Source organism: Streptomyces sp. NPDC018045 (assembly GCF_044327445.1).
Taxonomy (GTDB): Bacteria; Actinomycetota; Actinomycetes; order Streptomycetales; family Streptomycetaceae; genus Streptomyces.
Genome location: NZ_JBIRFL010000003.1, coordinates 640,037 through 664,594, shown reverse-complemented (window position 1 = coordinate 664,594; position 24,558 = coordinate 640,037). Strand labels below are relative to the sequence as shown.

General features: G+C 72.0%; 21 protein-coding genes. 11 read left to right on the top strand and 10 right to left on the bottom strand.

Features of this window, described 5'->3' with window-relative positions:
• The first annotated feature begins 271 nt into the window (after positions 1 to 271).
• The 6 genes from ACH4EB_RS10605 (at position 272) to ACH4EB_RS10580 (ending at position 8,390) form a co-directional block, all read left to right on the top strand.
• Positions 272 to 2,569, top strand: a complete 2,298-nt coding sequence (locus tag ACH4EB_RS10605) for a SulP family inorganic anion transporter (RefSeq protein ID WP_398346999.1) — start codon at positions 272 to 274, stop codon at positions 2,567 to 2,569.
• A 211-nt stretch (positions 2,570 to 2,780) separates the two neighbouring features.
• Positions 2,781 to 4,745 carry an acetate--CoA ligase gene (gene acs / locus ACH4EB_RS10600; RefSeq protein ID WP_398346998.1) on the top strand — a complete coding sequence of 655 codons (1,965 nt, stop codon included), beginning with the start codon at positions 2,781 to 2,783 and terminating at the stop codon, positions 4,743 to 4,745.
• Between the two features lie 457 nt (positions 4,746 to 5,202).
• Entirely contained in the window at positions 5,203 to 6,555 is a 1,353-nt protein-coding gene (gene nhaA, locus ACH4EB_RS10595) for a Na+/H+ antiporter NhaA (protein WP_398347072.1), read from the top strand.
• Between the two features lie 44 nt (positions 6,556 to 6,599).
• Positions 6,600 to 7,058: a phage holin family protein gene (locus ACH4EB_RS10590; RefSeq protein ID WP_398346996.1), complete on the top strand. Its 459-nt coding sequence runs from the start codon at positions 6,600 to 6,602 to the stop codon at positions 7,056 to 7,058.
• Positions 7,055 to 7,981 carry an alpha/beta fold hydrolase gene (locus tag ACH4EB_RS10585; protein ID WP_398346995.1) on the top strand — a complete coding sequence of 309 codons (927 nt, stop codon included), beginning with the start codon at positions 7,055 to 7,057 and terminating at the stop codon, positions 7,979 to 7,981. The genes ACH4EB_RS10590 and ACH4EB_RS10585 overlap by 4 nt, the downstream gene beginning before the upstream one ends.
• A 211-nt stretch (positions 7,982 to 8,192) precedes the next feature.
• Positions 8,193 to 8,390 carry a hypothetical protein gene (locus ACH4EB_RS10580; RefSeq protein WP_398346994.1) on the top strand — a complete coding sequence of 66 codons (198 nt, stop codon included), beginning with the start codon at positions 8,193 to 8,195 and terminating at the stop codon, positions 8,388 to 8,390.
• A 72-nt stretch (positions 8,391 to 8,462) separates the two neighbouring features.
• Here ACH4EB_RS10580 and ACH4EB_RS10575 read toward each other — a convergent pair whose 3' ends face one another.
• From ACH4EB_RS10575 to nth, 3 genes are all read right to left on the bottom strand, one after another.
• The gene (locus ACH4EB_RS10575) at positions 8,463 to 9,662 is read right to left on the bottom strand and encodes a MarP family serine protease (protein WP_398346993.1); all 1,200 of its coding nucleotides are present in this window, start codon (positions 9,660 to 9,662) and stop codon (positions 8,463 to 8,465) included.
• A gap of 13 nt (positions 9,663 to 9,675) precedes the next feature.
• Entirely contained in the window at positions 9,676 to 10,380 is a 705-nt protein-coding gene (locus ACH4EB_RS10570; protein ID WP_398346992.1) for an NUDIX hydrolase, read from the bottom strand.
• Between the two features lie 197 nt (positions 10,381 to 10,577).
• On the bottom strand, positions 10,578 to 11,684 hold the full coding sequence (nth, locus tag ACH4EB_RS10565; RefSeq protein WP_398347071.1) for an endonuclease III: 1,107 nt from the start codon (positions 11,682 to 11,684) through the stop codon (positions 10,578 to 10,580).
• Between the two features lie 326 nt (positions 11,685 to 12,010).
• Between nth and ACH4EB_RS10560 the strand changes: the two genes are divergently transcribed.
• On the top strand, positions 12,011 to 12,685 hold the full coding sequence (locus ACH4EB_RS10560) for a Crp/Fnr family transcriptional regulator (RefSeq protein WP_003981529.1): 675 nt from the start codon (positions 12,011 to 12,013) through the stop codon (positions 12,683 to 12,685).
• A 145-nt stretch (positions 12,686 to 12,830) separates the two neighbouring features.
• On the opposite strand, the gene ACH4EB_RS10555 is transcribed toward ACH4EB_RS10560, so the two are convergent.
• Positions 12,831 to 13,883, bottom strand: a complete 1,053-nt coding sequence (locus ACH4EB_RS10555) for an agmatine deiminase family protein (RefSeq protein ID WP_398346991.1) — start codon at positions 13,881 to 13,883, stop codon at positions 12,831 to 12,833.
• 147 nt (positions 13,884 to 14,030) lie between these two features.
• Between ACH4EB_RS10555 and ACH4EB_RS10550 the strand changes: the two genes are divergently transcribed.
• Positions 14,031 to 14,696, top strand: coding sequence for a TetR/AcrR family transcriptional regulator (locus ACH4EB_RS10550; RefSeq protein WP_398346990.1), 666 nt, complete (start codon positions 14,031 to 14,033; stop codon positions 14,694 to 14,696).
• 61 nt (positions 14,697 to 14,757) lie between these two features.
• Here the strand turns inward: ACH4EB_RS10550 and ACH4EB_RS10545 are convergent, their stop codons facing one another.
• The 4 genes from ACH4EB_RS10545 to ACH4EB_RS10530 form a co-directional block, all read right to left on the bottom strand.
• On the bottom strand, positions 14,758 to 15,588 hold the full coding sequence (locus ACH4EB_RS10545; RefSeq protein WP_398346989.1) for an MBL fold metallo-hydrolase: 831 nt from the start codon (positions 15,586 to 15,588) through the stop codon (positions 14,758 to 14,760).
• A complete protein-coding gene (locus ACH4EB_RS10540; RefSeq protein ID WP_398346988.1) occupies positions 15,585 to 16,583 on the bottom strand; it encodes an NUDIX hydrolase in 999 nt (332 codons plus the stop codon). The genes ACH4EB_RS10545 and ACH4EB_RS10540 overlap by 4 nt, the downstream gene beginning before the upstream one ends.
• A gap of 204 nt (positions 16,584 to 16,787) precedes the next feature.
• Positions 16,788 to 17,252, bottom strand: a complete 465-nt coding sequence (locus tag ACH4EB_RS10535) for a RidA family protein (protein ID WP_398346987.1) — start codon at positions 17,250 to 17,252, stop codon at positions 16,788 to 16,790.
• Positions 17,249 to 17,410, bottom strand: a complete 162-nt coding sequence (locus ACH4EB_RS10530; protein WP_003981536.1) for a DUF4177 domain-containing protein — start codon at positions 17,408 to 17,410, stop codon at positions 17,249 to 17,251. The genes ACH4EB_RS10535 and ACH4EB_RS10530 overlap by 4 nt, the downstream gene beginning before the upstream one ends.
• Positions 17,411 to 17,604: 194 nt before the next feature.
• On the opposite strand from ACH4EB_RS10530, the gene ACH4EB_RS10525 reads away from it, so the two are divergent.
• Positions 17,605 to 18,651, top strand: a complete 1,047-nt coding sequence (locus ACH4EB_RS10525) for an ArsA-related P-loop ATPase (protein WP_398346986.1) — start codon at positions 17,605 to 17,607, stop codon at positions 18,649 to 18,651.
• The gene (locus tag ACH4EB_RS10520; RefSeq protein WP_398346985.1) at positions 18,648 to 20,081 is read left to right on the top strand and encodes an ArsA family ATPase; all 1,434 of its coding nucleotides are present in this window, start codon (positions 18,648 to 18,650) and stop codon (positions 20,079 to 20,081) included. Before ACH4EB_RS10525 ends, ACH4EB_RS10520 begins: the two co-directional genes overlap by 4 nt.
• 459 nt (positions 20,082 to 20,540) lie before the next feature.
• Here ACH4EB_RS10520 and ACH4EB_RS10515 read toward each other — a convergent pair whose 3' ends face one another.
• Complete coding sequence (locus ACH4EB_RS10515; RefSeq protein ID WP_398346984.1) at positions 20,541 to 20,933, bottom strand: WhiB family transcriptional regulator; 393 nt, start codon at positions 20,931 to 20,933, stop codon at positions 20,541 to 20,543.
• A gap of 627 nt (positions 20,934 to 21,560) precedes the next feature.
• On the opposite strand from ACH4EB_RS10515, the gene ACH4EB_RS10510 reads away from it, so the two are divergent.
• Complete coding sequence (locus ACH4EB_RS10510) at positions 21,561 to 23,753, top strand: transglycosylase domain-containing protein (RefSeq protein WP_398346983.1); 2,193 nt, start codon at positions 21,561 to 21,563, stop codon at positions 23,751 to 23,753.
• A 204-nt stretch (positions 23,754 to 23,957) separates the two neighbouring features.
• Here the strand turns inward: ACH4EB_RS10510 and ACH4EB_RS10505 are convergent, their stop codons facing one another.
• Entirely contained in the window at positions 23,958 to 24,422 is a 465-nt protein-coding gene (locus ACH4EB_RS10505) for a GatB/YqeY domain-containing protein (protein WP_398346982.1), read from the bottom strand.
• Positions 24,423 to 24,558: the final 136 nt, after the last annotated feature.

The window sequence follows — 24,558 nt, the reverse complement described above, 5'->3', positions numbered from 1 at the left end:
TAACCGCTTTGAAGCTCGCGTAAGCCATGGAATGGGCCGTAAGGGACAAGCGACTCGACGTTGGGGTCACCCGAAAGACGGAACGACAGACCCGAATGCCTGAAAAGGCTTCTCTATGCCTTTACGTGTCATTACGCTTCGTTTACCGATGCTTGAGAGTCACCGGGCCGTCACGAACCGTGACGCCAGCCGGCCGGCTCGCGTCCCGCCGCAGTACACCGCCGCCCACGATCGCGCCCCGCGCGACCGCGCCGCCCCGGAGGAGACGGGAATGTCGCAGCTCCAGAAGCCGTCAGGGCCACCCGGTGCGCCGAGCACCCCCCGTACGCAGCCCCCACCGCCCGCCGACCGGGCCGCAGGCCGGCGCGGCGACGTGTCCGCCTCGGTCGTCGTCTTCCTGATCGCCGTACCGCTCTCGCTCGGCCTCGCGCTGGCCACCGGCGCGCCCCTCCAGGCGGGCCTGGTCGCCGCGGCCGTCGGCGGGATCGTGGCCGGGCTGCTCGGCGGCGCGCCCCTCCAGGTCAGCGGCGCGGCGACGAGTCTGCTGGTGGTCACGGCCGAGCTGGTGCAGCGGTACGGCTGGCGGGCCACCTGCGCCGTCACCGTCCTCGCCGGGCTGGCCCAACTCGCCCTCGGCGCGGTACGGGTGGCCAGGGGCGCGCTCGCGATCAGCCCCGCGATCGTGCACGCCATGCTCGCCGGCATCGGCGTCACGATCGCCGTCGGGCAGCTTCACGTGGTGCTCGGCGGCAGCCCCGACAGTTCGGCGGTCGACAACGTCGCAGCGCTGCCCGGCCAGTTGGCGCGCCCGCATGTCGCCGCGCTGCTCATCGGCGCCGTCACGGTGGCGGTGCTCGCCGGGTGGCAGCGGCTGCCCGGGCGGGCCGGCCGGGTGCTGCGGACGGTCCCGGCCCCGCTGGCCGCCGTCGCCGCCGCCACGGCCGTGAGCGCGGCGATGCCGGTGCCGCGCGTCACGCTGCCCGAGTGGTCACCGCAGGCACTGCCCGCCCTCCCCGAAGGCCCGGTCCTGGGGATCGCCGCGGCCGTCCTGACCGTCACCCTCGTCGCCAGCATGGAGTCGCTGCTGTCGGCGGTCGCGGTCGACCGCCTCGCCGCCGACCGCGGCGTGACCGCCTCCCGTACGGACCTGAACCGCGAACTGACCGGCCAGGGCGTCGCCAACGTGCTGTCCGGGCTGCTGGGCGGGCTCCCGGTGGCCGGCGGCGCGATGCGCGGCTCGGCGAACGTACGGGCGGGCGCGGTCAGCCGCCGCGCCACCGTGCTGCACGGCGTCTGGGTGGTGCTCTGCGCCGGTCTGCTCGCCTCGTCCCTGGAGCTGATCCCGCTGGCCGCGCTCGCCGCACTGGTGATGGTCATGGGCGTACGGATGGTGAGCTTCGCGCACATCAAGCATGTGCAGCGGCACCGGGAGTTCCCGGTCTACGCGGTCACTCTGGGCGGCGTGGTGCTCTTCGGCGTCCTCCAGGGCGTGGCCCTGGGCATCGGGGTGGCGGTCTTCCTGTCGCTGCGGCGGCTGACCCACACCCGGGTCACGGTCGGCGTGGAGGACGGCCGGCACCGGGTGCGTGTCAATGGGCAGTTGACGTTTCTCGCGGTACCGAGGCTGACCCGGGCGCTCGCCCAGGTGCCCGCCGGCGCGGACACCGTCGTCGAACTGGGCGGCTCGTTCATGGACCACGCCGCGTACGAGGCCCTGCGGGCCTGGTCCGACGCGCATCGCGCGGGCGGCGGTTGGGTGGCCCTCGGCGGGCGCGCGGGGCGCCCGATCGCGGAACCCGCCAGCGCCCACCACTGCCGCCCGTGGACCCCGTGGCGCAACCACCACTGCACCCGACCGCCAGAGGAGACCGCGGCCGCGCCGCGGTCCAGCGGCAGTCAACTGCTGCGCGGCGTGCGCGCGTTCCAGCGCCACACGGCGCCGCTCGTACGGGACGAGCTGGCTCGGCTGGCCCACGAAGGCCAGCGGCCCACCCAGCTCTTCCTGACGTGCGCCGATTCCCGCCTGGTCACCAGCATGATCACCTCCAGCGGTCCGGGCGACCTGTTCACCGTCCGCAACGTCGGCAACCTGATGCCGCCGCCCGGTACGGACGCCGCGTGCGACTCGGTGGGCGCCGCCATCGAGTACGCGGTCGAGGTGCTGAAGGTCGGTTCGCTGACCGTCTGCGGGCATTCGGGGTGCGGCGCGATGCAGGCGCTGCTCGGCGCGGACCACGAGCCGGGCGCGCAGACGCCGCTCGCGCGCTGGCTGCGGCACGGCCGCCCGAGCCTGGCACGGATGCAGCGGATCGGCCGGCTGGGGCGGGGCGAAGTCGCCCTCGCCGAACGCCCGGTGGCCGACGACGTGGAGCGGCTCGCGCTCGTCAACGTCGTCCAGCAGCTCGACCACCTGATGTCGTACCCGTGCGTCGCCCGCCGTATCGCCGAGGGCGCGCTGACCCTGCACGGCATGTACTTCCACGTGGCCGAGGCCCAGGCGTACGTCCTCGACCGGAGCACCGGCCGGTTCCGCGCGGTACGCCCCGAAGCGGCGGCGGTCACGGCCTGACAGCCGGCACGCCGGCACCTCTCCGAGAGCGTCAGCCCCGTGCCTTTTCCTCACCCCCTCCAAGGCCCCGTGAAACCGCCCGTAAACAGCACGTGACCTGCGCCTCCATAGAGGTCTACACCAATATTTGTCCACAGCCCTTGTCAGGCCGGGTGGTGGGCTGATGAGCTATGGCCGGGACACATCGCACGCCCTGGGAATGGGAGATGACGTGAGCAACGAAAGCCTGGCCAACCTTCTGAAGGAGGAGCGACGGTTCGCGCCGCCCGCCGAACTGGCCGCGAACGCCAACGTCACCGCCGCGGCGTACGAACAGGCAGCGGCGGACCGGCTGGGCTTCTGGGCCACCCAGGCCAGGCGCCTGACCTGGCAGACCGAGCCCACCGAGACCCTCGACTGGTCCAACCCGCCCTTCGCCAAGTGGTTCGCCGACGGCAAGCTCAACGTCGCGTACAACTGCGTGGACCGCCATGTGGAGAACGGGCTCGGCGACCGCGTCGCCATCCACTTCGAGGGCGAGCCCGGCGACACCCGCTCGATCACCTACGCCGAGCTGCAGCGCGAGGTCTCCCAGGCGGCCAACGCGCTGACCGAGCTGGGCGTCACGGCCGGCGACCGGGTCGCGATCTACCTGCCGATGATCCCCGAGGCCGTCATCGCCATGCTGGCCTGCGCCCGCCTGGGCGCGCCGCACTCGGTCGTCTTCGGCGGCTTCTCCGCCGACGCGCTGGCGACCCGTATCAACGACGCCGACGCCCGCGTGGTGATCACCGCCGACGGCGGCTACCGCCGCGGCAAGCCCTCCGCCCTCAAGCCCGCCGTGGACGAGGCGCTGACCAAGCCCGGCACGGAGCACGTGCGCAGCGTCCTGGTCGTGCGCCGTACGGGCCAGGAGGACGTGGCCTGGACCGAGGGCCGCGATGTGTGGTGGCACGACGTCGTCGGGCGGCAGAGCGGGACGCACACCCCCGAGGCGTTCGACGCCGAGCACCCGCTGTTCATCCTCTACACCTCCGGCACCACCGGCAAGCCCAAGGGCATCCTGCACACCACCGGCGGCTATCTCACCCAGGTGGCGTACACCCACCACGCCGTCTTCGACCTCAAGCCGGAGACGGACGTCTACTGGTGCACGGCCGACGTCGGCTGGGTGACCGGCCACTCGTACATCACCTACGGACCGCTCGCCAACGGCGCGACCGAGGTGCTCTACGAGGGCACGCCCGACACCCCGCACCAGGGCCGCTGGTGGGAGATCGTGCAGAAGTACGGCGTCACGATCCTCTACACCGCGCCGACCGCGATCCGCGCCTGCATGAAGTGGGGTGACGACATCCCCGCGAAGTACGACCTCTCCTCGCTGCGGGTCCTCGGTTCGGTGGGCGAGCCCATCAACCCCGAGGCGTGGATGTGGTACCGCAAGCACATCGGCGCCGGTCAGGCCCCGATCGTCGACACCTGGTGGCAGACGGAGACCGGCGGCATGATGCTCAGCCCGCTGCCCGGCGTCACGGAGACCAAGCCCGGTTCGGCGCAGCGCCCGCTGCCCGGCATCGCGGCCACCGTCGTGGACGACGAGGCCCGCGAGGTGCCGAACGGAGGCGGCGGCTATCTGGTCCTGACCGAGCCGTGGCCGTCCATGCTCCGGACGATCTGGGGCGACGACCAGCGCTACCTGGACACGTACTGGTCGCGGTTCGAGGGCCGGTACTTCGCGGGTGACGGCGCGAAGCGGGACGAGGACGGCGACATCTGGCTGCTCGGCCGGGTGGACGACGTGATGCTGGTGTCCGGCCACAACATCTCCACCACCGAGGTCGAGTCCGCGCTGGTCTCGCACCCGAAGGTCGCCGAGGCCGCCGTCGTCGGCGCGACCGACCCGCAGACGACCCAGTCGATCTGCGCCTTCGTCATCCTGCGCGGCACCGCGGCGGAGGACGAGGGGCTGGTGGAGGAGTTGCGGGCGCACGTCGGCAAGCAGCTCGGCCCGATCGCCAAGCCGAAGCGGATCCTGCCGGTGGCCGAGCTGCCGAAGACCCGGTCCGGCAAGATCATGCGCCGTCTGCTGCGCGACGTCGCGGAGAACCGTGACCTGGGTGATGTCTCGACGCTGACGGATTCCGGCGTCATGGACCTGATCCAGGCGAAGCTGCCCGGCGCGCCCACCGAGGACTGACCACAGGCGGGGCCTCTCGCGGGCCCCGGAGGAGCACCGCGCAGGGGCCTCTCGCAGGCTCCGGAGCGGAAGCACGCACGAGGACCCACGGCGCGCTCCGGGAGAGCGCGCCCGGCGGCCGGCGTCCGGCACACCGCGTTCGTACGCATGTGCCGATGACTGACCGCTCATCCGAGGGGCACCCGTCCGCAGGCCGGCCGGGTGCCCCTCACCTGTTCCGGGCGCCCCGCACCCGCCGTCGAGCGGCCGATCGCGCCAAATGCCCGTAAGGTGAAGATCGCCGGATTGTTCCCCGAGCGGCCCGGGTACAGTAGGGACCGCGTCAAGAACGCGATAAATCCCAAAGGTGCGCCGGGAAGTCTGGTCGGCAACTGCAACAGCCGTATCCAGTCGCCGAAACACCGGAGGTCCTCGCGTGAGCGCGCCCCACAACCGCCGATCCATATTCCTCGGGCGGATGTCCCTGCCCGAGCGGAACTTCATCGCGGATGCGCTGCGCGCCGAGACCGTGGGCGGCGTCCTCCTGCTCATCGCCGCCGTCGTGGCCCTCGTCTGGGCCAACACCCTGGGCTCCGGTTACGAGTCGGTACGGGGCTTCCACCTCGGCATCGGCTCCATCGGCCTGGACCTGTCCATCCAGCACTGGGCCGCCGACGGCCTGCTCGCCGTCTTCTTCTTCGTCGCCGGCATCGAGCTCAAACGCGAGCTGGTCGCGGGTGACCTGCGCGAGCCCAAGAAGGCCGCGCTCCCGGTGGTCGCCGCCCTGTGCGGCATGGCGATGCCCGCCCTCGTCTACTTCCTGGTCAACACCGCCGGCGGCGGCTCGATGGACGGCTGGGCGGTTCCGACCGCCACCGACATCGCCTTCGCGCTGGCCGTGCTCGCCGTCATCGGCACCTCCCTGCCGTCCGCGCTGCGCGCCTTCCTGCTCACCCTCGCCGTCGTCGACGACCTCTTCGCGATCCTGATCATCGCGATCTTCTTCACCTCGCAGCTCAACTTCCTGGCGCTCGGCTTCGCCGTCGTCGGCCTCGCCGTCTTCTACCTGCTGCTGCGCAAGGGCGTCCGCGGCTGGTACATCTACGTACCGCTCGCCCTGGTCATCTGGGGCCTGATGTACAACAGCGGCATACACGCCACGATCGCGGGCGTCGCCATGGGCCTGATGCTGCGCTGCCACCGCCGCGACGGCGAGGAGCAGTCCCCCGGTGAGCACATCGAGCACCTGGTGCGGCCCGTCTCGGCCGGTCTCGCGGTGCCGCTGTTCGCGCTCTTCTCGGCGGGTGTGTCGATCTCCGGCAGCGCGCTGCACGACGTGTTCACCAAGCCGGAGACGCTGGGCGTGGTCCTCGGGCTGGTCGTCGGCAAGGCGGTCGGCATCTTCGGCGGTACGTGGTGTGCGGCCCGCTTCACCAAGGCGGAGCTGAACCCCGACCTGAAATGGCCGGACGTCTTCGCCGTCGCCTCGCTCGCCGGCATCGGCTTCACGGTCTCCCTGCTCATCGGCGAGCTGGCCTTCACCGACGATCCGCTGCTGACCGACGAGATCAAGGCGGCCGTCCTGACGGGCTCGCTGATCGCCGCGGTGCTGTCCGGGATCCTGCTGAAGATGCGCAACGCCAAATACCGGCGGCTCTGTGAGGACGAGGACCGCGACGAGGACCAGGACGGCGTCCCGGACGTGTACGAACTGGGCAACCCGGAGTACCACCTGCGGATGGCGAAGCTCCTGGAGGAGAAGGCCGCGGAACACCGCCGCCTTGCCGAAGTGGCCACCGGCGCCGACGCCGGGGACGATGGTCCGGCATGATCTGAGAGGCTTTGCATCCGGGAGAAGACAAGAGGGAGACGTCGATGAGCACAGCCGACGACGGCGCGGACCGCAGCCTCGGGCAGTTGGTGGCCGCGGCCACCGCCGAGATGTCCGCACTGGTGCACGACGAAATCGCACTGGCCAAGGCCGAACTGCGGCAGGACGCCAAGCGGGCCGGCATCGGCAGTGCCGCGTTCCTCGTGGCCGGCGCGCTGGCGCTGTTCGCGCTGCCGGTCCTGAGCTTCGCCGCCGCCTACGGCATCCACAACCTCGGTCTCGGCCTCGCCTGGTCCTTCCTGATCGTCGGCGGCGCCTTCCTGATCGTCGCTCTGCTGCTGGTCCTGGTGGCGGTGAGCAAGCTCAAGAAGATCAAGAAGCCGGAGAAGACCATCAGTTCGGCCAAGGAGACGGCCGCCGTACTGGGGAACGTCAAGCCGCATCCGCGCGCGGTTCCCGCGGACCACCCGGTCCTGGAGACTGTGACACGCTCCTCCGTATGACGGTTCCCGACAGTTCCGACGCGGTCGTACGTCCCGACGGGCCCTGGACCCACCGGGACGTGGCGGCCAACGGCGCGCGTTTCCACATCACCGAGATGGGTGACGGCCCACTGGTGCTGTTGCTGCACGGCTTCCCGCAGTTCTGGTGGACCTGGCGCCACCAGCTCCCGGCGCTCGCCGGTGCGGGGTTCCGTGCGGTCGCGATGGACCTGCGGGGCGTGGGCGGCAGCGACCGCACGCCCCGCGGTTACGATCCGGCCAACCTGGCCCTGGACATCACCGGGGTCGTACGGTCCCTCGGCGAGCCGGACGCCGCGATCGTCGGGCACGACCTCGGCGGCTACCTGGCGTGGACCGCGGCGGTGATGCGGCCCAAGCTCGTACGGCGGCTGGCGGTGTCCTCGATGCCGCACCCGCGGCGCTGGCGCGCGGCCATGCTGGCCGACTTCAAGCAGAGCCGGCAGAGTTCCTACGTCTGGAACTTCCAGCGGCCGTGGCTGCCCGAGCGGCGGCTGGTGGCGGACGACGCCGCCCTGGTGGGACGCCTGATCCGGGACTGGTCCGGACCGCGACTGCCCGAGGACGAGGACATCGAGGTCTACCGGCGCGCGATGAGCATCCCCTCGACCGCGCACTGCGCGATCGAGCCGTACCGCTGGATGGTGCGGTCGATGGCCCGGCCGGACGGCATCCAGTTCAACCGCCGCATGAAGTGGCCCGTACGGGTGCCGACGCTGCATCTGCACGGCTCGCTCGACCCCGTGATGCGCACCCGCAGCGCGGCCGGCTCCGGCGAGTACGTCGAGGCCCCGTACCGCTGGCGGCTCTTCGACGGCCTCGGGCACTTCCCGCACGAGGAGGACCCGGTGGCGTTCTCCACCGAGCTGATCAACTGGCTGAAGGACCCGGAGCCGGACCGGTAGCACCGGCTACGTTGCGGACTTCCACTCCTCCTTCCGCGCGCCCCCGGCGGGCTCCCGGCGATCCGCGGTGGTGTGGTCCGAGTGCCGGGTGGTGCGACACGCCGACCGGATCCGAACGCACGTATGACGAACAGCCAATTGCCGCCCGCATAGGCCAATTGACGGGCCGCCGCGCGGTTACGGAGCCCGGAGCCCGGGCAGAGTCGTGGGTATGGGCTGGACGCACGACTACCGTGACGTGGCACGCAACCGCCGCAGCAACGCCGCTGCCGTGGGCACTCAGGAGAGGGGTTCCTCGGACCTTGTGTCCGGTGAGACCCCCGACCTCGCGCACCCGCTGGGCATTCCGCGCATCCTGCGCCGCCGGGCGCGCTGGATGACCGCGCGGCTCAAGCATCCACGGACCTGATCACCGCCGGGGCCCCGGGGCCGGGCGGCGGCGTCCGCCTCCCGCTCCGGGGCCGTCCGGCGCGGCGTCCCCTCACATCGCGCATCCCTGACTGTCGACCGGCCGCTCGGCCGTACGCCCCTTGGTGATGTCCTCGCGGATCTCGTCGGCGGTCAGCGCGTAGCCGGTGCGGGCGTCGTCCAGGGACTTGGCGAACACCACTCCGTACACCTCGCCGCTCGGGGTGAGCAGCGGGCCGCCGGAGTTGCCCTGGCGGACCGTGGCGTACAGGGAGTACACATCGCGGCCGACCGTGCCGCGGTGGTAGATGTCCGGGCCGTTGGCGTTGATACGGCTGCGGATACGGGCCGCGCGGACGTCGTAGCCGCCGTTCTCCGGGAAGCCGGCGACGATGGCGCCCTTGCCGGTGCTCGCGTCGTCCTGGGCGAAGCGCAGCGCGGGCGCGGGCAGCGACGGCACGTCGAGCACCGCGATGTCGCGCTCCCAGTCGTACAGGACGACCTTCGCGTCGTACGTCCGGCCCTCGCCGCCTATCTGGACGGTCGGCTCCTTGACGCCGCCGACCACGTGCGCGTTGGTCATGACCCGGTGCGGCGCGAAGACGAAGCCGCTGCCTTCGAGGACCTTGCCGCAGCTCGGGGCCGTACCGACGACCTTGACGATGCTCTTGCGCGCCTGGGCCGCGACCGGGCCGCCGGCCAGCTTGGGGTCGGGCGCGGGCACCGAGTGGATCGGCTCGTTCGAGAACGGCGTGAAGACCTGCGGGAAGCCGTTCTGCGCCAGGACCGAGGTGAAGTCCTTGAACCAGGAGTTCGCCTCCTGCGGCATCACCCGGGAGACGCCGAGCAGCACCTTGGAATTGCGGACCTCCTTGCCCAGCGTCGGCAGCGAGGTCTGCGCCAGCATGGAGCCGAGGAGCCAGGCGACCAGCAGCATCGCCAGGACGTTGACCAGCGCGCCGCCGGTGGCGTCCAGGGCACGCGCCGGTGACCAGGTGATGTAGCGCCGCAGTTTGTTGCCCAGATGGGTGGTCAGCGCCTGCCCGATGGAGGCGCAGACGACCACGACGGCGACCGCGGCGATCACCGCGAAGGTGCCCGGTGTGGCGTCGTCGGTGATCTCGTTCCAGATCACGGGCAGCCCGTAGACCGCGACCAGGCCGCCCCCGAGAAAGCCGATCACGGACAGGATGCCGACCACGAAGCCTTGGCGGTAGCCGACGACGGCGAACCACACGGCCGCGGCCAGCAACACGATGTCCAGCACGTTCACGCCCGCCACCGTCTCACGCGCGCCGGTCGAGCGGGACCTGCTTGGCGCGGTCCCACGGCAGCTCCCACCCCGCGTAGTGCAGGATCCGGTCGATCACTCCGGCGGTGAAACCCCAGACCAGGGCATCCTCGACGAGGAAGGCGGGGCCCACGTGACCGCTGGGGTGGCGGGCGGTCACCCGGTGGGCGGGGTCCGTGAGATCCGCCACGGGCACCGTGAAGACCCGGGCGGTCTCCGCCTCGTCCACCGGGCCCACCGGGCTCGGTACGCGCCACCAGCCCAGGACGGGCGTGACGACGAAGCCGCTCACGGGGATGTACAGCCGCGGCAGCACGCCGAAGACCTGGACCCCCGACGGGTCCAGCCCGGTCTCCTCCCACGCCTCGCGCAGCGCCGCGCGCACCGGGCCCTCCCCCTCGGGGTCGCCGTCCTCGGGGTCGAGGGCACCGCCGGGGAACGAGGGCTGGCCGGCGTGCGAGCGCAGGGTGCCCGCGCGCTCCATGAGCAGCAGCTCCGGGCCGCGGTCGCCGTGCCCGAACAGGACCAGTACGGCGGACTGCCGGCCGCCGCTGTCGGGCGGCAGGAAGCGGCTGAGCTGGTGGGGTTCGATCGTGGCGGCGGCGCGGGAGACCGGTGTCAGCCACTCCGGCAGGCCGTCGGTGCTGACGGCTGCCTCGTACGCCACTGTCTTCCCGTACTGCTCCCGTGCGCTCGTCATACGCGCCCCCTCAGGCCCTTGGATCGGTGGGATCGATGGTCATGCGGCCGTGGCCGGTCCTATTCGGGCTGAGTCCGAAAGTGACCGGTTCGGTTCCCCTCCGGGGTGTGACGGTTTCGTCCCGAACGGCGCGAGCGAGGACGGACGGGCGCCGGAGCACCGGGGCCGGCCGCCGCTCCCGGCGGGCCCGGGCGACTTCACCGGCCCGCCAGCGGCGGCGCGGGCCGGCCCGGGTAGTCCGCCGGGGGCCGCAGCCGCTGGCCCGGCTGACCGCCCATCTCGTACTTGAGCAGCTTCTTCGCCTTCTCCGGGTCCAGCTCGCCCTCGCCGTACGACGGGCAGTCGTGCGCGATGGGGCAGGCGCCGCAGGCGGGCTTGCGGGAGTGGCAGACCCGGCGGCCGTGGAAGACGACGCGGTGCGAGAGCATCGTCCACTCGCTCTTGGGGAAGATCTCGGCGATCTCCGCCTCGACCTTCTCCGGGTCCTGCTGCCCGGTCCAGCCGAAGCGCCGGACCAGCCGGCCGAAGTGGGTGTCGACCGTGATGCCCGGTACGCCGAAGGCGTTGCCCAGGACCACGTTGGCGGTCTTGCGGCCGACGCCCGGCAGCGTCACCAGGTCCGCCAGGCGGCCGGGCACCTCGCCGTCGAACCGGTCCCGCAGCGCCTTGGAGAGGCCCAGCAGGGACTTCGCCTTGGCCCGGAAGAAACCCGTCGGCCGGATCAGCTCCTCCAGCCGCTCCGGGTCGGCGGCGGCCATGTCCTCCGGGGTGGGGTAGGCGGCGAACAGGGCGGGGGTGGTCTGGTTGACCCGCAGGTCGGTGGTTTGCGCGGACAGGACCGTGGCGACGAGCAGCTCGAAGGAGTTACGGAAGTCCAGCTCGGGGTGGGCGTACGGATATACCTCGGCCAGCTCGCGGTTCATCCGGCGGGCACGGCGCACCATGGCCGTGCGGGACTCGTCCTTGGAGACGGCCTTCTTGGGGGGCGTGGCCTTGGGGGCGGCGGTATTGGAGGCGGCGGTTTTGGAGGTGGCGGCCTCGGCGGGCGTGGTCTTCGCGGCGGTGGCCTTGGAGGGCGTCTTCTTCGCGGCGGACTTCTTGGCGGTGGTCTTCTTGGCGGTGGTCTTCTTGGCCGCCGTCTGCTTGGCAGTGGTCTCCGCCGCGACCGTCTTCTCGCCGGTGGCCGTCGTCGCGCTCGCGGCCGTCTTCTTGGCCGTGACCGCCTTCTTGGCCGTGACCGCCTTCTTCGCCGTGGCTCTCTTCCCGGCAGGGGTCCCGGTTTCGGCCGAGGCGGCGGATTTAATCCGCGTTGTCGCCTTACGCGCCTTTTCCTCGGATTTCACCGCCTTCGCGGCTTCGGCGGGCGCCTGTTCGCCCACAGCGGAATCACGGCCCGCGCTCACTCGCTCAGCCCCCTTGTCCTGTGCTCTCACCGGCGTATTGGACACTCGGCCAGACTAAGGCCACCCACTGACATCCGGTCCGATCACCGGTGTCCGTGGGCCCAATCGGCCCCCTGCCGTATGGCTTGCGCCACGGGTCCGGCATCCTTGTGATTGATCGCACTGTTTTGCATTCCGGCATGATGGGGACCAAGGTCCCTTTGAGCATGTCGACAAGGAGAGATCTCGTGGACGACGTTCTGCGGCGCGCACCGCTCTTCGCGGCGCTCGATGACGAGCAGGCGGCCGAGCTGCGCGCCTCGATGGGAGAGGTCACGCTCGCCCGCGGCGACGCCCTGTTCCACGAAGGGGACCCGGGCGACCGCCTGTACGTGGTCACCGAGGGCAAGGTGAAGCTGCACCGCACCTCCCCGGACGGCCGGGAGAACATGCTCGCCGTCCTCGGCCCCGGCGAGCTGATCGGCGAGCTCTCCCTCTTCGACCCGGGCCCACGTACCGCCACCGCCACCGCGCTCACCGAGGTCAAGCTGCTGGGCCTCGGCCACGGCGACCTCCAGCCCTGGCTGAACGCCCGGCCCGAGGTGGCCACGGCGCTGCTGCGGGCCGTCGCGCGCCGCCTGCGCAAGACCAACGACCAGATGTCCGACCTGGTCTTCTCCGACGTTCCGGGCCGGGTCGCCCGGGCCCTCCTGGACCTGTCGCGCCGCTTCGGTGTGCAGTCCGAGGAAGGCATCCACGTCGTGCACGACCTCACGCAGGAGGAGTTGGCCCAGCTCGTCGGCGCCTCGCGCGAGACGGTCAACAAGGCCCTCGCGGACTTCGCGGGCCGTGGCTGGCTGCGCCTGGAGGCGCGCGCGGTCATCCTGCTGGACGTGGAGCGCCTGGCGAAGCGTTCGCGCTGACGCGCGGCCCCTCACGGCACCGAAAGGGTCCCGCTCCCTCCGGGGAGCGGGACCCTTTCGTGTGAGACCGGCCCCGCGCCCGTACCCGGTCGGCCCCCTTCGCCGCACCCGGTCGGCCCACGAGACCGCACCCGGTCGGCCCGCCTCACCGGGGCCGAACGGCTCCCTGAGCACCGCCCGGCACACGCGACACATCCGGTAGCTGCTGCGTGGCGCAGTGGATACCGCCCCCGCCCTCGCCGACCGCGTCGATCGTGATCTGCCGGATCTCCCGGCCGGGGTGGAGTTCGCGCAGGACCGAGGCGGCCCGGTCGTCGGCCCGGCGGTCGCCGAAGCGCGGCAGGACCACCACGCCGTTCGCCACGCAGTAGTTCAGGTACGAGGTGAGGAACTCCGGCCCGCGGTCCCCGATCGCGTACGGGTCGGGCTCCGCGATCTCGACGATCTCCAGGCGCCTGCCCCGGGCGTCGCGGGCCTCCATGAGGGCGCCGCGGGCCTGCTCGTACACCTGCGTCCAGACGTCCGGGCCGTCTCCGTGCCAGGGCCGGTTCAGGGCGACGACACCGGGTGCCACGAAGCGCGCGAGGCCGTCGATGTGGCAGTCGGTGATGTCCTCGCCCCGTACGCCGTCGACCCAGATCACCCGGGTCACACCCAGGACCCGCGCCAGTTCCCGTTCGATCCCCGCCCGCGTGCCGCCGGGGTTGCGGTTGGCGTTGACCAGGGAACTCTCGGCGGCGAGCAGCGTGCCTTCGCCGTCCACCTCGAAGGAGCCGCCCTCGGCCGTGATCCCGGCGTCGACGCGGGTGATGCCCTCGTGGCGCAGCAGGTTCCGGGCGACCGCGCCGTCGTTCGGGTGGCGCTGTTTGCCGCCCCAGCCGTTGAAGTGGAAGTCGACGCCCGTACGGACGGCGGTGGCCCCGGGCGCGTCCGGCCGGGTGACGAAGACCGGCCCGGTGTCCCGTATCCACAGGTCGTCGACCGGTACCGGCACGATCTCCACCGCCGCGCCGCACGCCCGGCGGGCCCGTGCCTCCTCCTCCGGGCCGGCCAACAGCGCGACCGGCTCGTACTCGGCGATGGTGCGCGCCAGCCGCGCGATGTCGTGCTGCACGGCGGGGGCCAGGTCGCCCCAGAGGGAGTCGGAGGGCGGCCACGCGAGGTACATGCCCTCGTGCGGTTCCCAATCGGCAGGCATGCGCATGGCGAGCCTCCTTTCCGGCCACCGCGGGCCGCGAAAGCCCAGCGGAACCTTCTCCCCGGGCCCCCTGACTGAACTTTCAGTCAGCGCACTTCGAAGGTAGCACCGGGAGGGGCCGACGGCGACCGAGTACGGTGGGCGACTGTGTCCGAGCGCCGACTGCAGATCCTGGAAGCCGCGACCCGCACCATCGCGCGGCGCGGCGTGCGCGGCCTGCGGGTGGAGGAGATCGCGGCCGCGGCCGGCGTCTCCACCGGACTGATCTACTACCACTTCGGCGGCCGGGCCGAACTGCTCCGCCGCACCCTCGACTTCATCGGCGAGCGCGCCGAACGCTGCACCGCGCCGGACCCGGAGACCGTCCGTACGGCGGGCCCGCGCGCCCAGTTGGAGGAGATGCTGCTGCGCGAGCTCCAGGACACCCCGGACCTGGTGGAGAACAGCACCGCCTGGGGCGAGTTCCAGTCCAGCGCCGTCTTCGACCCCGGACTGCGGGAGCAGTTGCGCGAGGCGACCCGGCAGTGGACGGAGGACGTGGCCGACCTCGTACGGGAGGCACAGGCCGCCGGTACGGCCGACCGGAACGCCTCGGTGTCCGACGCCGCCGAACGGCTGACCGCGCTCGTGGAAGGGCTCAGCACCCGCTGGCTCAGCGGCTCGGTCCCCCTGGAGCGCGCCCGTGAGCTGCTGCGCGGCAGCATCGAACGCGAACTGGGCCCGGCGGACGCGGACGCGGATGCGCCGACGGGCACGGACGAGCGGACGGACACGGACGAGCCGGCGGGCTTGGACGAGCCGACGGACGCCTGAGAAGAAGCCGCGCCCGCCCCTCAGAGCAGCCCGTGCTCCCTTCGGAGCAGCCCGCCCGCCCTCAAATCAGCCCGTGCTCCCCGAGGTAGTCCAACTGTGCCCGTACGGACAGTTCAGCCGCGGGCCACAGCATGCGGTCCACGTCCGCGTACACGCTCGCGACGACCTCCGAGGGTGTCCGGTGCCCGGCCTCGACCGCCGTCTCGACCTGGGCCAGCCGGTTGGCACGGTGCGCGAGGTAGAACTCGACCGCGCCCTGCGCGTCGTTCAGGACGGGCCCGTGGCCGGGGAGGACGGTCGTGACGCCGTCGTCGACGGTCAGGGACCGCAGCCGCCGCAGCGAGTCGAGGTAGTCGCCCAGGCGGCCGTCCGGGTGCGCGACGACGGTGGTCCCGCGGCCCAGGATCGTGTCGCCGGTCAGCACCGCGGAGTCGGCCGGGAGGTGGAAGCAGAGCGAGTCGGCGGTGTGGCCGGGGGTCGGTACGACCCGCAGTTCCAGGCCGCCGGTGGTGATCACGTCCCCGGCCGCCAGCCCCTCGTCGCCCAGGCGCAGCGCCGGGTCCAGGGCCCGTACCGAGGATCCCGTCAGCTCGGCGAAGCGCTCCGCGCCCTCGGCGTGGTCCGGGTGACCGTGCGTCAGCAGGGTCAGGCCGATCCGCTTCCCGGCCTGCTCGGCCGCGTCCACGACCGCCTTGAGGTGGCTCTCGTCCAGCGGTCCCGGGTCGATGACGACCGCCACGTCCGCGTCCGGCTCGGCGACGATCCAGGTGTTGGTGCCGTCCAGGGTCATCGGGGACGGGTTCGGGGCGAGCACGCACCGGGCGCGGTCGGTGGCGGGCCCGGCGATGTCCCCGCCGCGGGGCTGACCGGGGAGGGCGGCTGCGTACGTCATGCGGTGGGCTCTCCCGTGGTCGTGGGCGTGGTCGAGGTCGTGGGCGTAGTCGTGGGCGTGGGCGTGGTCGAGGAGGGGGGTGCGGTCGCAGTGGCGGCGGCGCCCCGGGGCGCGGGGTCCGCGACAGGGGTGAGGTGCTTGGTGAACTCCTCGTGCCCCGGCCAGCTCAGGACGATCTCCCCGTCCTTCAGCTCCGCCCGCGCGAGGACCGGCGTCAGGTCCCGGCCGTCGGCCGCCGCGAGGGCGTCGGCGGCCGTCCCGTACGCCTCCAGGCCGCGCAGCGTGGAGATCGTCGGCGGCATCATCAGCAGTTCGCCGCGGTCGTAGCCGGCGGCGGCCTCGGCGGGGCGGGTCCACACCGTACGGTCCGCCTCCGTGGAGACGTTCCTGGTGCGCTGCCCTTCCGGCAGCGCGGCCACGAAGAACCACGTGTCGTAGCGGCGGGGCTCGAACTCCGGGGTGATCCAGCGGGCCCAGGCCCCCAGGAGGTCGCTGCGCAGCACCAGGCCGCGACGGTCCAGGAAGTCGGCGAAGGACAGTTCGTGGGCGACCAGCGCCGCGCGGTCCGCCTCCCAGTCGTCGCCGGTGGTGTCCGCGACCACGGTCCCGGCGGAGGTCCCGGCGAGCAGCACGCCCGCCTCCTCGAAGGTCTCCCGGACGGCCGCGCAGACCACGGCCTGCGCCGCGGCCTCCTCACCCGCCCCGAACCCGAGCCGCCCGGCCCACTCCGTACGCGAGGGCCCGGCCCAGGCCACCGGCCGCTCGTCACGCGGGTCGACGGCCCCGCCCGGATAGGCGTACGCGCCTCCGGCGAAGGCCATGGAGGTGCGTCTGCGCAGCATGTGGACGGCGGGGCCACCCGCGTCGGTGTCCCGCAGCAGCAGGACGGTCGCGGCCCGGCGGGGCGCCGCCGGGGTCAGCTCGCCGTGCGCGAGGGCCCTGATGCGGGCCGGCCATTCCGGCGGATACCACTGGCCATTGGGGGTCGACGCCATGGCCGGATGCTATGCGCTGGCGCGCGGATGTTCGAGGGGGCGTGGATCGCCGGGGCGGTACACGAAGGCGGGGCGGGCCGGTTTCCCGGCCCGCCCCGCGAGAAGTCGCACACGGTCGCCTGGCGTCCGCGGCCGTACGCGGACATCCGACGTCAACGGTCGTACGCGGTCGCCCGACGCAGCGCCTGTGTCCGGCCCCGGTTCTCAGTCCGCGACCTCGACCTGCATCTCCACCTCGACCGGGGCGTCGATCGGCAGTACGGCCACGCCCACCGCGGAGCGGGCGTGCACGCCCTTGTCGCCCAGGACCTCGCCCAGCAGCTCGCTGGCGCCGTTGATGACACCGGGCTGGCCGGTGAAGTCGGGGGCCGAGGCGACGAAGCCGACGACCTTCACGACTCGGACGATCTTGTCGAGGTCGCCGATGACGGACTTCACGGCGGCCAGCGCGTTCAGCGCGCAGATCGCGGCCAGCTCCTTGGCCCGATCGGGGCCGACCTCGGCGCCCACCTTGCCGGTCGCCGGCAGCGCGCCGTCCACCATCGGCAACTGGCCGGAGGTGTGGACGTACGCGCCCGAGCGCACCGCGGGCTGGTACGACGCCAGCGGCGGCACGACCTGCGGCAGCTTCAGGCCCAGCTCGGCGAGCTTGTCCTCCACCGCGCTCATGCCTGCTTCTCCCGCTTCAGGTAGGCCACGAGCTGCTCGGGGTTGTTCGGCCCCGGCACGACCTGGACCAGCTCCCAGCCGTCCTCGCCCCAGGTGTCCAGAATCTGCTTGGTCGCATGCACGAGCAGCGGCACGGTCACGTATTCCCACTTGGTCATGGGGCGAGCGTAATGCCTGCCTCCACCGTGTGCGGACGCGGCGGGGCGGCCCGGGAAGACGGCGGGTACCCGCCCTTGCGCGGACACCGTACGGGCCGCGCACCCGGCGCCCAGCGCCCGTTCCGCGCCCCCGGCGCACAACCTGTCGCCGGTCCCGTGCGTAGCCCGCCACCGGACTGGTTAGGCTCCTTGGCGTGAGCAGGCTCCATGTCGTCAGCGGCAAGGGCGGTACCGGCAAGACCACGGTCGCCGCTGCCCTCGCCCTCGCCCTGGCCACCGAGGGTCGCCGTACCCTCCTGGTCGAGGTCGAGGGCCGGCAGGGCATTGCCCAGGTGTTCGAGACCGAGGCGCTCCCGTACGAGGAGCGCAAGATCGCGGTGGCGCCGGGGCCCCGGCCAGGAGGGGCGGCGCACAGCGCTCCCGCCGACGGCGGGGGGAGACGGGCGGGCGGGGAGGTGTACGCCCTGGCCATCGACGCCGAGCGGGCGCTGCTGGACTACCTCCAGATGTTCTACAAGCTCGGCGGTGCCGGCCGGGCCCTGAAGAAGCTCGGCGCGATCGACTTCGCCACCACCATCGCGCCCGGACTGCGGGACGTCCTGCTGACGGGCAAGGCGTGCGAGGCGGTGCGCCGCAAGGACAAGCGCGGACGGTTCGTCTACGACGCCGTCGTGATGGACGCCCCGCCCACCGGCCGCATCACCCGCTTCCTGAACGTCAACGACGAGGTCGCGGGCCTGGCCAAGATAGGACCGATCCACAATCAGGCCCAGGCCGTCATGCGGGTCCTGAAGTCTCCGGAGACGGCGGTCCACCTGGTGACGCTGCTGGAGGAGATGCCCGTCCAGGAGACCGTGGACGGCATCGCGGAGCTGCGCGCCGCCGGGCTGCCGGTGGGCGGCGTCGTGATCAACATGACCCGGCCCGAGGTGCTGGACACCGGTGAGGTCGACATCGCCGCCAACGGCGCGCGCCGGGGCATCGCCGAGGCGCTGGCCGAGGCGGGCCTGCGCGGCGGCCGCCGTGGCGCGGCCGGTGTGCGGTGGGCCGACGGACTCATCGACCCCCTCCTCGAAGAGGCCCGCGAGCACGCGCAGCGCGTCGACCTGGAGCGGGCCGAGCACGCCGAGCTGACCGGACTCGACCTGCCGACCTACGAGTTGGAGCTGCTCCCCGAGGGAGTGGACCTCGCCGGGCTGTACCGGCTCGCGCGAGACCTGCGGAAACAGGGGCCCATATGACCGCGGACGCAAGCACCCCGGACGCCGCCGCCACGCCGTCCCGGCGCGCCGCACCGCCGGCGCCCGAACCCGGCGCGCTGGACTCCCGCGCCGCCCTCCTGGACGTCGATCCGCTGCTCGACGACCCACGCACCCGTATCGTCGTGTGCTGCGGCTCCGGCGGCGTCGGCAAGACCACGACCGCCGCGGCTCTCGGCGTACGCGCCGCCGAGCGCGGTCGCAAAGCCGTCGTGCTGACCATCGACCCGGCCCGGCGGCTGGCGCAGTCGATGGGCATCTCGGAGCTGGACAACGTCCCTCGCCGGGTCAAGGGCATCGACGAGAGCGCGGGCGGCGAGCTGCACGCCATGATGCTGGACATGAAGCGCACCTTCGACGAGATCGTCGAGGCGCACGCGGACGCCGAACGGGCCCGCGCCATCCTGGAGAACCCCTTCTACCAGTCCCTGTCGGCCGGTTTCGCGGGCACGCAGGAGTACATGGCCATGGAGAAGCTGGGCCAGTTGCGCACCCGCGACGCGTGGGACCTGATCATCGTCGACACCCCGCCCAGCCGCTCCGCGCTCGACTTCCTGGACGCGCCCAAGCGGCTGGGGTCCTTCCTGGACGGCAAGTTCATCCGGGTGCTGATGGCGCCCGCGAAGGCCGGCGGGCGGGCCGGCATGAAGTTCCTCAATGTCGGTATGTCGATGATGACCGGCACTCTCAGCAAGATCATGGGCGGCCAACTGCTCCGGGACGTGCAGACGTTCGCCGCCGCCATGGACACCATGTTCGGCGGCTTCCGTACGCGCGCGGACGCGACGTACCGGCTGCTCCAGGCGCCCGGCACCGCGTTCCTCGTCGTGGCGGCGCCGGAGCGGGACGCGCTGCGCGAGGCCGCGTACTTCGTCGAGCGGCTGGCCGCCGAGCAGATGCCGCTGGCCGGGCTCGTCCTGAACCGGGTGCACGGCAGCGGCGCCGCCCGGCTCAGCGCGGAACGGGCGCTGGCCGCCGCGGAGGCCCTCACGGACCGGGACATCACGGACCGGGACGTGTCGGAGGCCCGGGAGCCGTCCGGCGACCGGTCTGAAAATCTTGGCGGGAACGGCATTGTGGATCTAGCGGCCGGGAAGGCTGATTCTCGTACCGCCGACGGCCCCTCCCCCGCCGCGGCGGACCCACGGACAACGGACGACGCCCCGTCGGCGGCGCGGCTCGCCGCCGGGCTGCTGCGCTTGCACGCCGAGCGGATGCACGTGCTCTCCCGCGAGCGGCGGACGCGCGACCGCTTCACCGCGCTGCACCCCGAGGTCCCGGTCGCGGAGATCGCCGCGCTGCCCGGTGACGTGCACGACCTGGCGGGGCTGCGGATGATCGGTGATCGTCTCGCCGACCAGGAAAACGCCCGGGGACGGGCGGATGACGACGCACAGCGCGCCGAGGGCTGACCGGTCGAGCTGACCGGCTCACCGGTGCCGAGGAGCCGGGCACCAGTTCTTCCCGCGCCGATCACACCCGTATGAACGGGACCCCCACGAACAGGTCCCGTTGGAACAGGTCTCGTAGGAACTGGGACCGTGGGGGCAGGTCCCTACGGACAAGGGCTGTACGGCCAGGTCGCATACGGACAGGGGCTGTACGGCGAATCCCACACTGACGGGGCCTGTATGGCCGCGTCCCGCGCCGGAAACGCCCACCGAGCCGCCTAACCAACCGCACCGGACCGCAAGCCGACCACGCGGGCCACATCCGCCCGCGCGCCGGTCGCACGCCAGTCGCGCCCGTACGTCTTTCGCGCCCGTACGCACGCCGCTCCGACCTGCTCCAGCCCGCACGCCTCGACCCACTCCGGGCCGCGCCGAATACGCCCGTGGACCGTCCGGTCCACGGCAGACGGCTACCGTCGGCTAGCCGACCGCGGCGTAGTCGTCGTACGTACCGTCGTAGCGGTTGCGGTACGCGTTGTCGTAGGTGTTCTCGTACGTCTCGTCGTCCTCACAGTCCACGGGCAGGATGCCGGTACTGCGCTCGTATTCCGTACGCGCCGTCTCCAGCAGCCGGCGCCACGAGGTGACGGTCGGGCGGCGACGCAGCAGCGCCCTCCGCTCGCGCTCGGTCATGCCGCCCCAGACTCCGAACTCCACGCGGTTGTCCAGGGCGTCGGCCAGGCACTCCGTCCGCACCGGGCATCCGGTGCAGACCGCCTTGGCCCGATTCTGGGCCGCGCCCTGAACGAACAGCTCGTCCGGATCGGTGGTGCGGCAGGCTGCCTGTGTACTCCAGTCGGTTACCCAGCTCATGCTGGCGCCGTCCTCTCCCGAATCGAGGCTCCCCCACGGCGGCAAGCGGCATATTCACCGTTGCCAGTTGAGGACGTTACGGAAGGCGAGCAGGGCGCAACACCCCCTTCGGGCCCAATCTTGGATGGCCCGAACGGACTATGCGTGCGCGGCAGATCACCCAACGGAGTGAGCCGGTGGCATACGCCACGCTCCCGGCGACGCGGGAAAGTCCGCCGCTGCCACAACGGGAGTACGGCGACACAAGCGGACGTGGGGGGCGCCCGCCACGCGCGAAGGCGGGGTTGACGGACCGGTGTGATCCCTCTGCCGCGCCGGACGGGATCAGGTTAAACGAACAGATGCGCCCCTGTCCGGCGATTGAGAACGTAGCTACATCGTGAAGTCGCACCGGCCGGTCGCCACCCGCGTCACTACGGTCACACCGCGGCCGCTCGGGCCCCCGGGCCGCTTCCAGCCACCCTCATGCCACTTCCAGCCGTCCCGGCCCGCTGTCATCCGCCCCCTGTCACTTCCGACCGTCCCGGCCCGCTTCAGGCCGGTCGGGCCCCGACGGCCCGGTACGCGGGCGGCCCGACCCAGCCCCGCTCCCCCGGGACCCCGTACACGAGGGCTTAGGCTGCCTTCATGGGCAAGAAGCGCGACGGCGGGGGTCTGACCAAGACCCAGCAGGCCGCTAAATTCCTGGGTGTCAGTGTGCTGGCCGGAGCGGTGCTGGCGGGCCTGGCCCTCCCCGCCGCCGGCGCGCTGGGCCTCGCGGCCAAGGGTTCGGTCGAGGGCTTCGACGAGATCCCCGCCAACCTGAAGACCCCACCGCTGAGCCAGCGGACCACCATCCTCGACGCGAACGGCGGCGAGATCGCCAAGGTCTACTCCCGCGACCGCACCGTGGTCGACCTCAAGGACATGTCGCCGTACGTCCAGAAGGCGATCGTCGCCATCGAGGACGCGCGTTTCTACCAGCACGGCGCGATCGACTTGAAGGGCATCCTGCGCGCCCTCAACAAGAACGCGCGGTCCGGTGGCGTCTCCGAGGGCGCCTCGACACTGACGCAGCAGTACGTGAAGAACGTCTTCATCGAGGAGGCCGGCAACGACCCGGACAAGGTCGCCCAGGCCACTCAGCAGACCATCGGCCGCAAGGTCAAGGAGCTGAAGTACGCGATCCAGGTCGAGGAGGAGCTGGGCAAGCAGAAGATCCTGCAGAACTACCTGAACATCACCTTCTTCGGGCAGCAGGCGTACGGCGTCGAGGCCGCCGCGCAGCGGTACTTCAGCAAGCACGCCAAGGACCTGACCCTGGACGAGTCCGCGCTGCTGGCGGGCATCGTGCAGTCGCCGAGCCGGTACGACCCGGTCAACGACCCCAAGGAGGCGCAGCTCCGCCGTAACACCGTGCTCCAGCGGATGGCCGACACCAAGGCCGTCACGCAGGCCGAGGCGGACGCCGCCGCCAAGAAGCCGATCAAGCTGGACGTCAGCCGCCCCAAGAACGGCTGCATCACGGCCGGTTCGGGCGCCGGTTTCTTCTGCGACTACGTACGCGAGGTGCTGCTGAACGACCCCGCCTTCGGCAAGACCCGCAAGGAACGCGGCAAGCGCTGGAACCAGGGCGGCCTGACGATCCGTACGACGCTCGACCCGCAGACCCAGAAGTCGATCCAGTCGGCCGTCACCGGCCGGGTCTACGCCAATGACCCGGTCGCCACCGCGGCGACGATCATCCAGCCCGGCACCGGAAAGATCCTGGGCATGGGCCAGTCACGCCCGTATGGCTTCGGTCAGAACCAGACCCAGATGAACCTGTCCGTCGACCAGAAGATGGGCGGCGGCGCCGGCTACCAGCCCGGATCGACCTTCAAGCCGGTGATCGCGGCGGCGGCCCTGGAGGCGGGCAAGAGCCCGGACCAGTCGTACTCGTCGCCGTACAAGATGCGGTACCCGAGCCCGGTCTCCACCTGTACGGGGCAGTGGACGGGCAGTGACACCGCCCAGAACGAGAACACCTCGGAGGTCGGCCCGTACGACATGAAGGAGGCGACCGCGAAGTCGGTCAACACCTACTTCGTGCAGTTGATCAGCGACATCGGGATCTGCCCGGTGAGCAAGATGGCCGCCAAGATGGGCGTCGAGCGGGCCAACGGCAACAAGCTGGAGCAGAGCCCCGCCATCGCGCTGGGCTCCCCCGAGATGTCCCCGCTGACCATGGCCAACGCGTACGCGACGTTCGCCAACGAGGGCGTCTACTGCTCGCCGGTCGCCATCGAGTCCATCACGGACGCCTCCGGCAAGGCGCTGAACGTGCCGAAGACCTCCTGCCGGCGGGCGATGTCGCAGAAGACCGCCAAGACCATCAACGCGCTGCTCAAGGGCGTGGTCGAGGACGGTACGGGCCGGCAGGCCGGGCTCCAGGGCCGGGACAGCGCGGGCAAGACCGGCACCACCGACAGCCGGTACGCGGCCTGGTTCACCGGCTACACCCCCAACATGGCCGGCGCGGTGTGGGTGGGTGACCCGGCTCACAAGCGCCAGATGTTCGACATCACCATCGGCGGCACCTTCCACAGCAAGGTGTACGGCGCGGACACCCCGGGCCCGATCTGGCGCGAGGCGATGTCGGGCGCACTGTCCGGCAAGCCGGCGCCGTCGCTGCCCACCGTCCCGCTCGGCGACTCCGGCAAGAACAAGAGCGACGGCAAGGGCGGCGGTGGCGGCCGCCACGGCCGGCCCGGCGGCGGAGGCGGCCACGGCGGCGGCAAGCCGGGCGGCGGCTGGGACATCCCCGGCTTCCCGGGGCTCTTCGCGGGGACGGGGGGCTGACCCCGGTCGGTCCGTGAGCCGCAAAGCCGAGGGGCGCCTCCATTTGGTGGGGGCGCCCCTTTTCGGGCGGTGGGCGGCCGTGCGGCGGGCGGCGTGCAGGCGCGCGGCGGACGGCTGTGATGGACGGCTGTGGCGGGCGACCGCCCAGCAGGCAGGCAGGCGGGCCGGTGACCGGCCCCGTCCGTCCCCTGTCCGCCCCCCGTCTCAGCTCGCGAGCAGCTTCTTGACCGTCGCGGCCACCCGGCCGCCGTCGGCCCGGCCCGCGATCTTCGGGTTCACGATCTTCATGACGGCGCCCATGGCCCTCGGCCCCTCGGCACCGCCCGCCTTCGCCTCCGCCACGGCCTCGGCGACGAGGTTCTCCAGCTCCTCGTCCGAGAGCGGCTTCGGCAGGTACTCGGCGAGCACCTCACCCTCCGCGCGCTCCCGCTCCGCCTGCTCGGCGCGGCCACCCTTGTCGAACGCCTCGGATGCCTCCCGGCGCTTCTTCGCCTCCCGCGCGACGATCTTCTCGACCTCGGCGTCCGAGAGCACGCGCGCCTCGGTGCCCGCGACCTCCTCCTTCTGGACGGCGGTCAGGGTGAGACGGAGGGTGGAAGAGCGCAGCTCGTCACGGGCCCTGATGGCCGTGGTGAGGTCGTCCTGAAGCTTCGACTTGAGCGTGGTCATGACGTCGAGTATGCCCGCACGCGGCGTCCGGCGCGCCACCATTACGTACCGGTGGGCGGGTGCGACGTACCGGTGGGCGGGCGGTGGCGTACCGATGGGCGGGCCCACGGCCGGCCGTACCCCCTCCCGGCCCCGT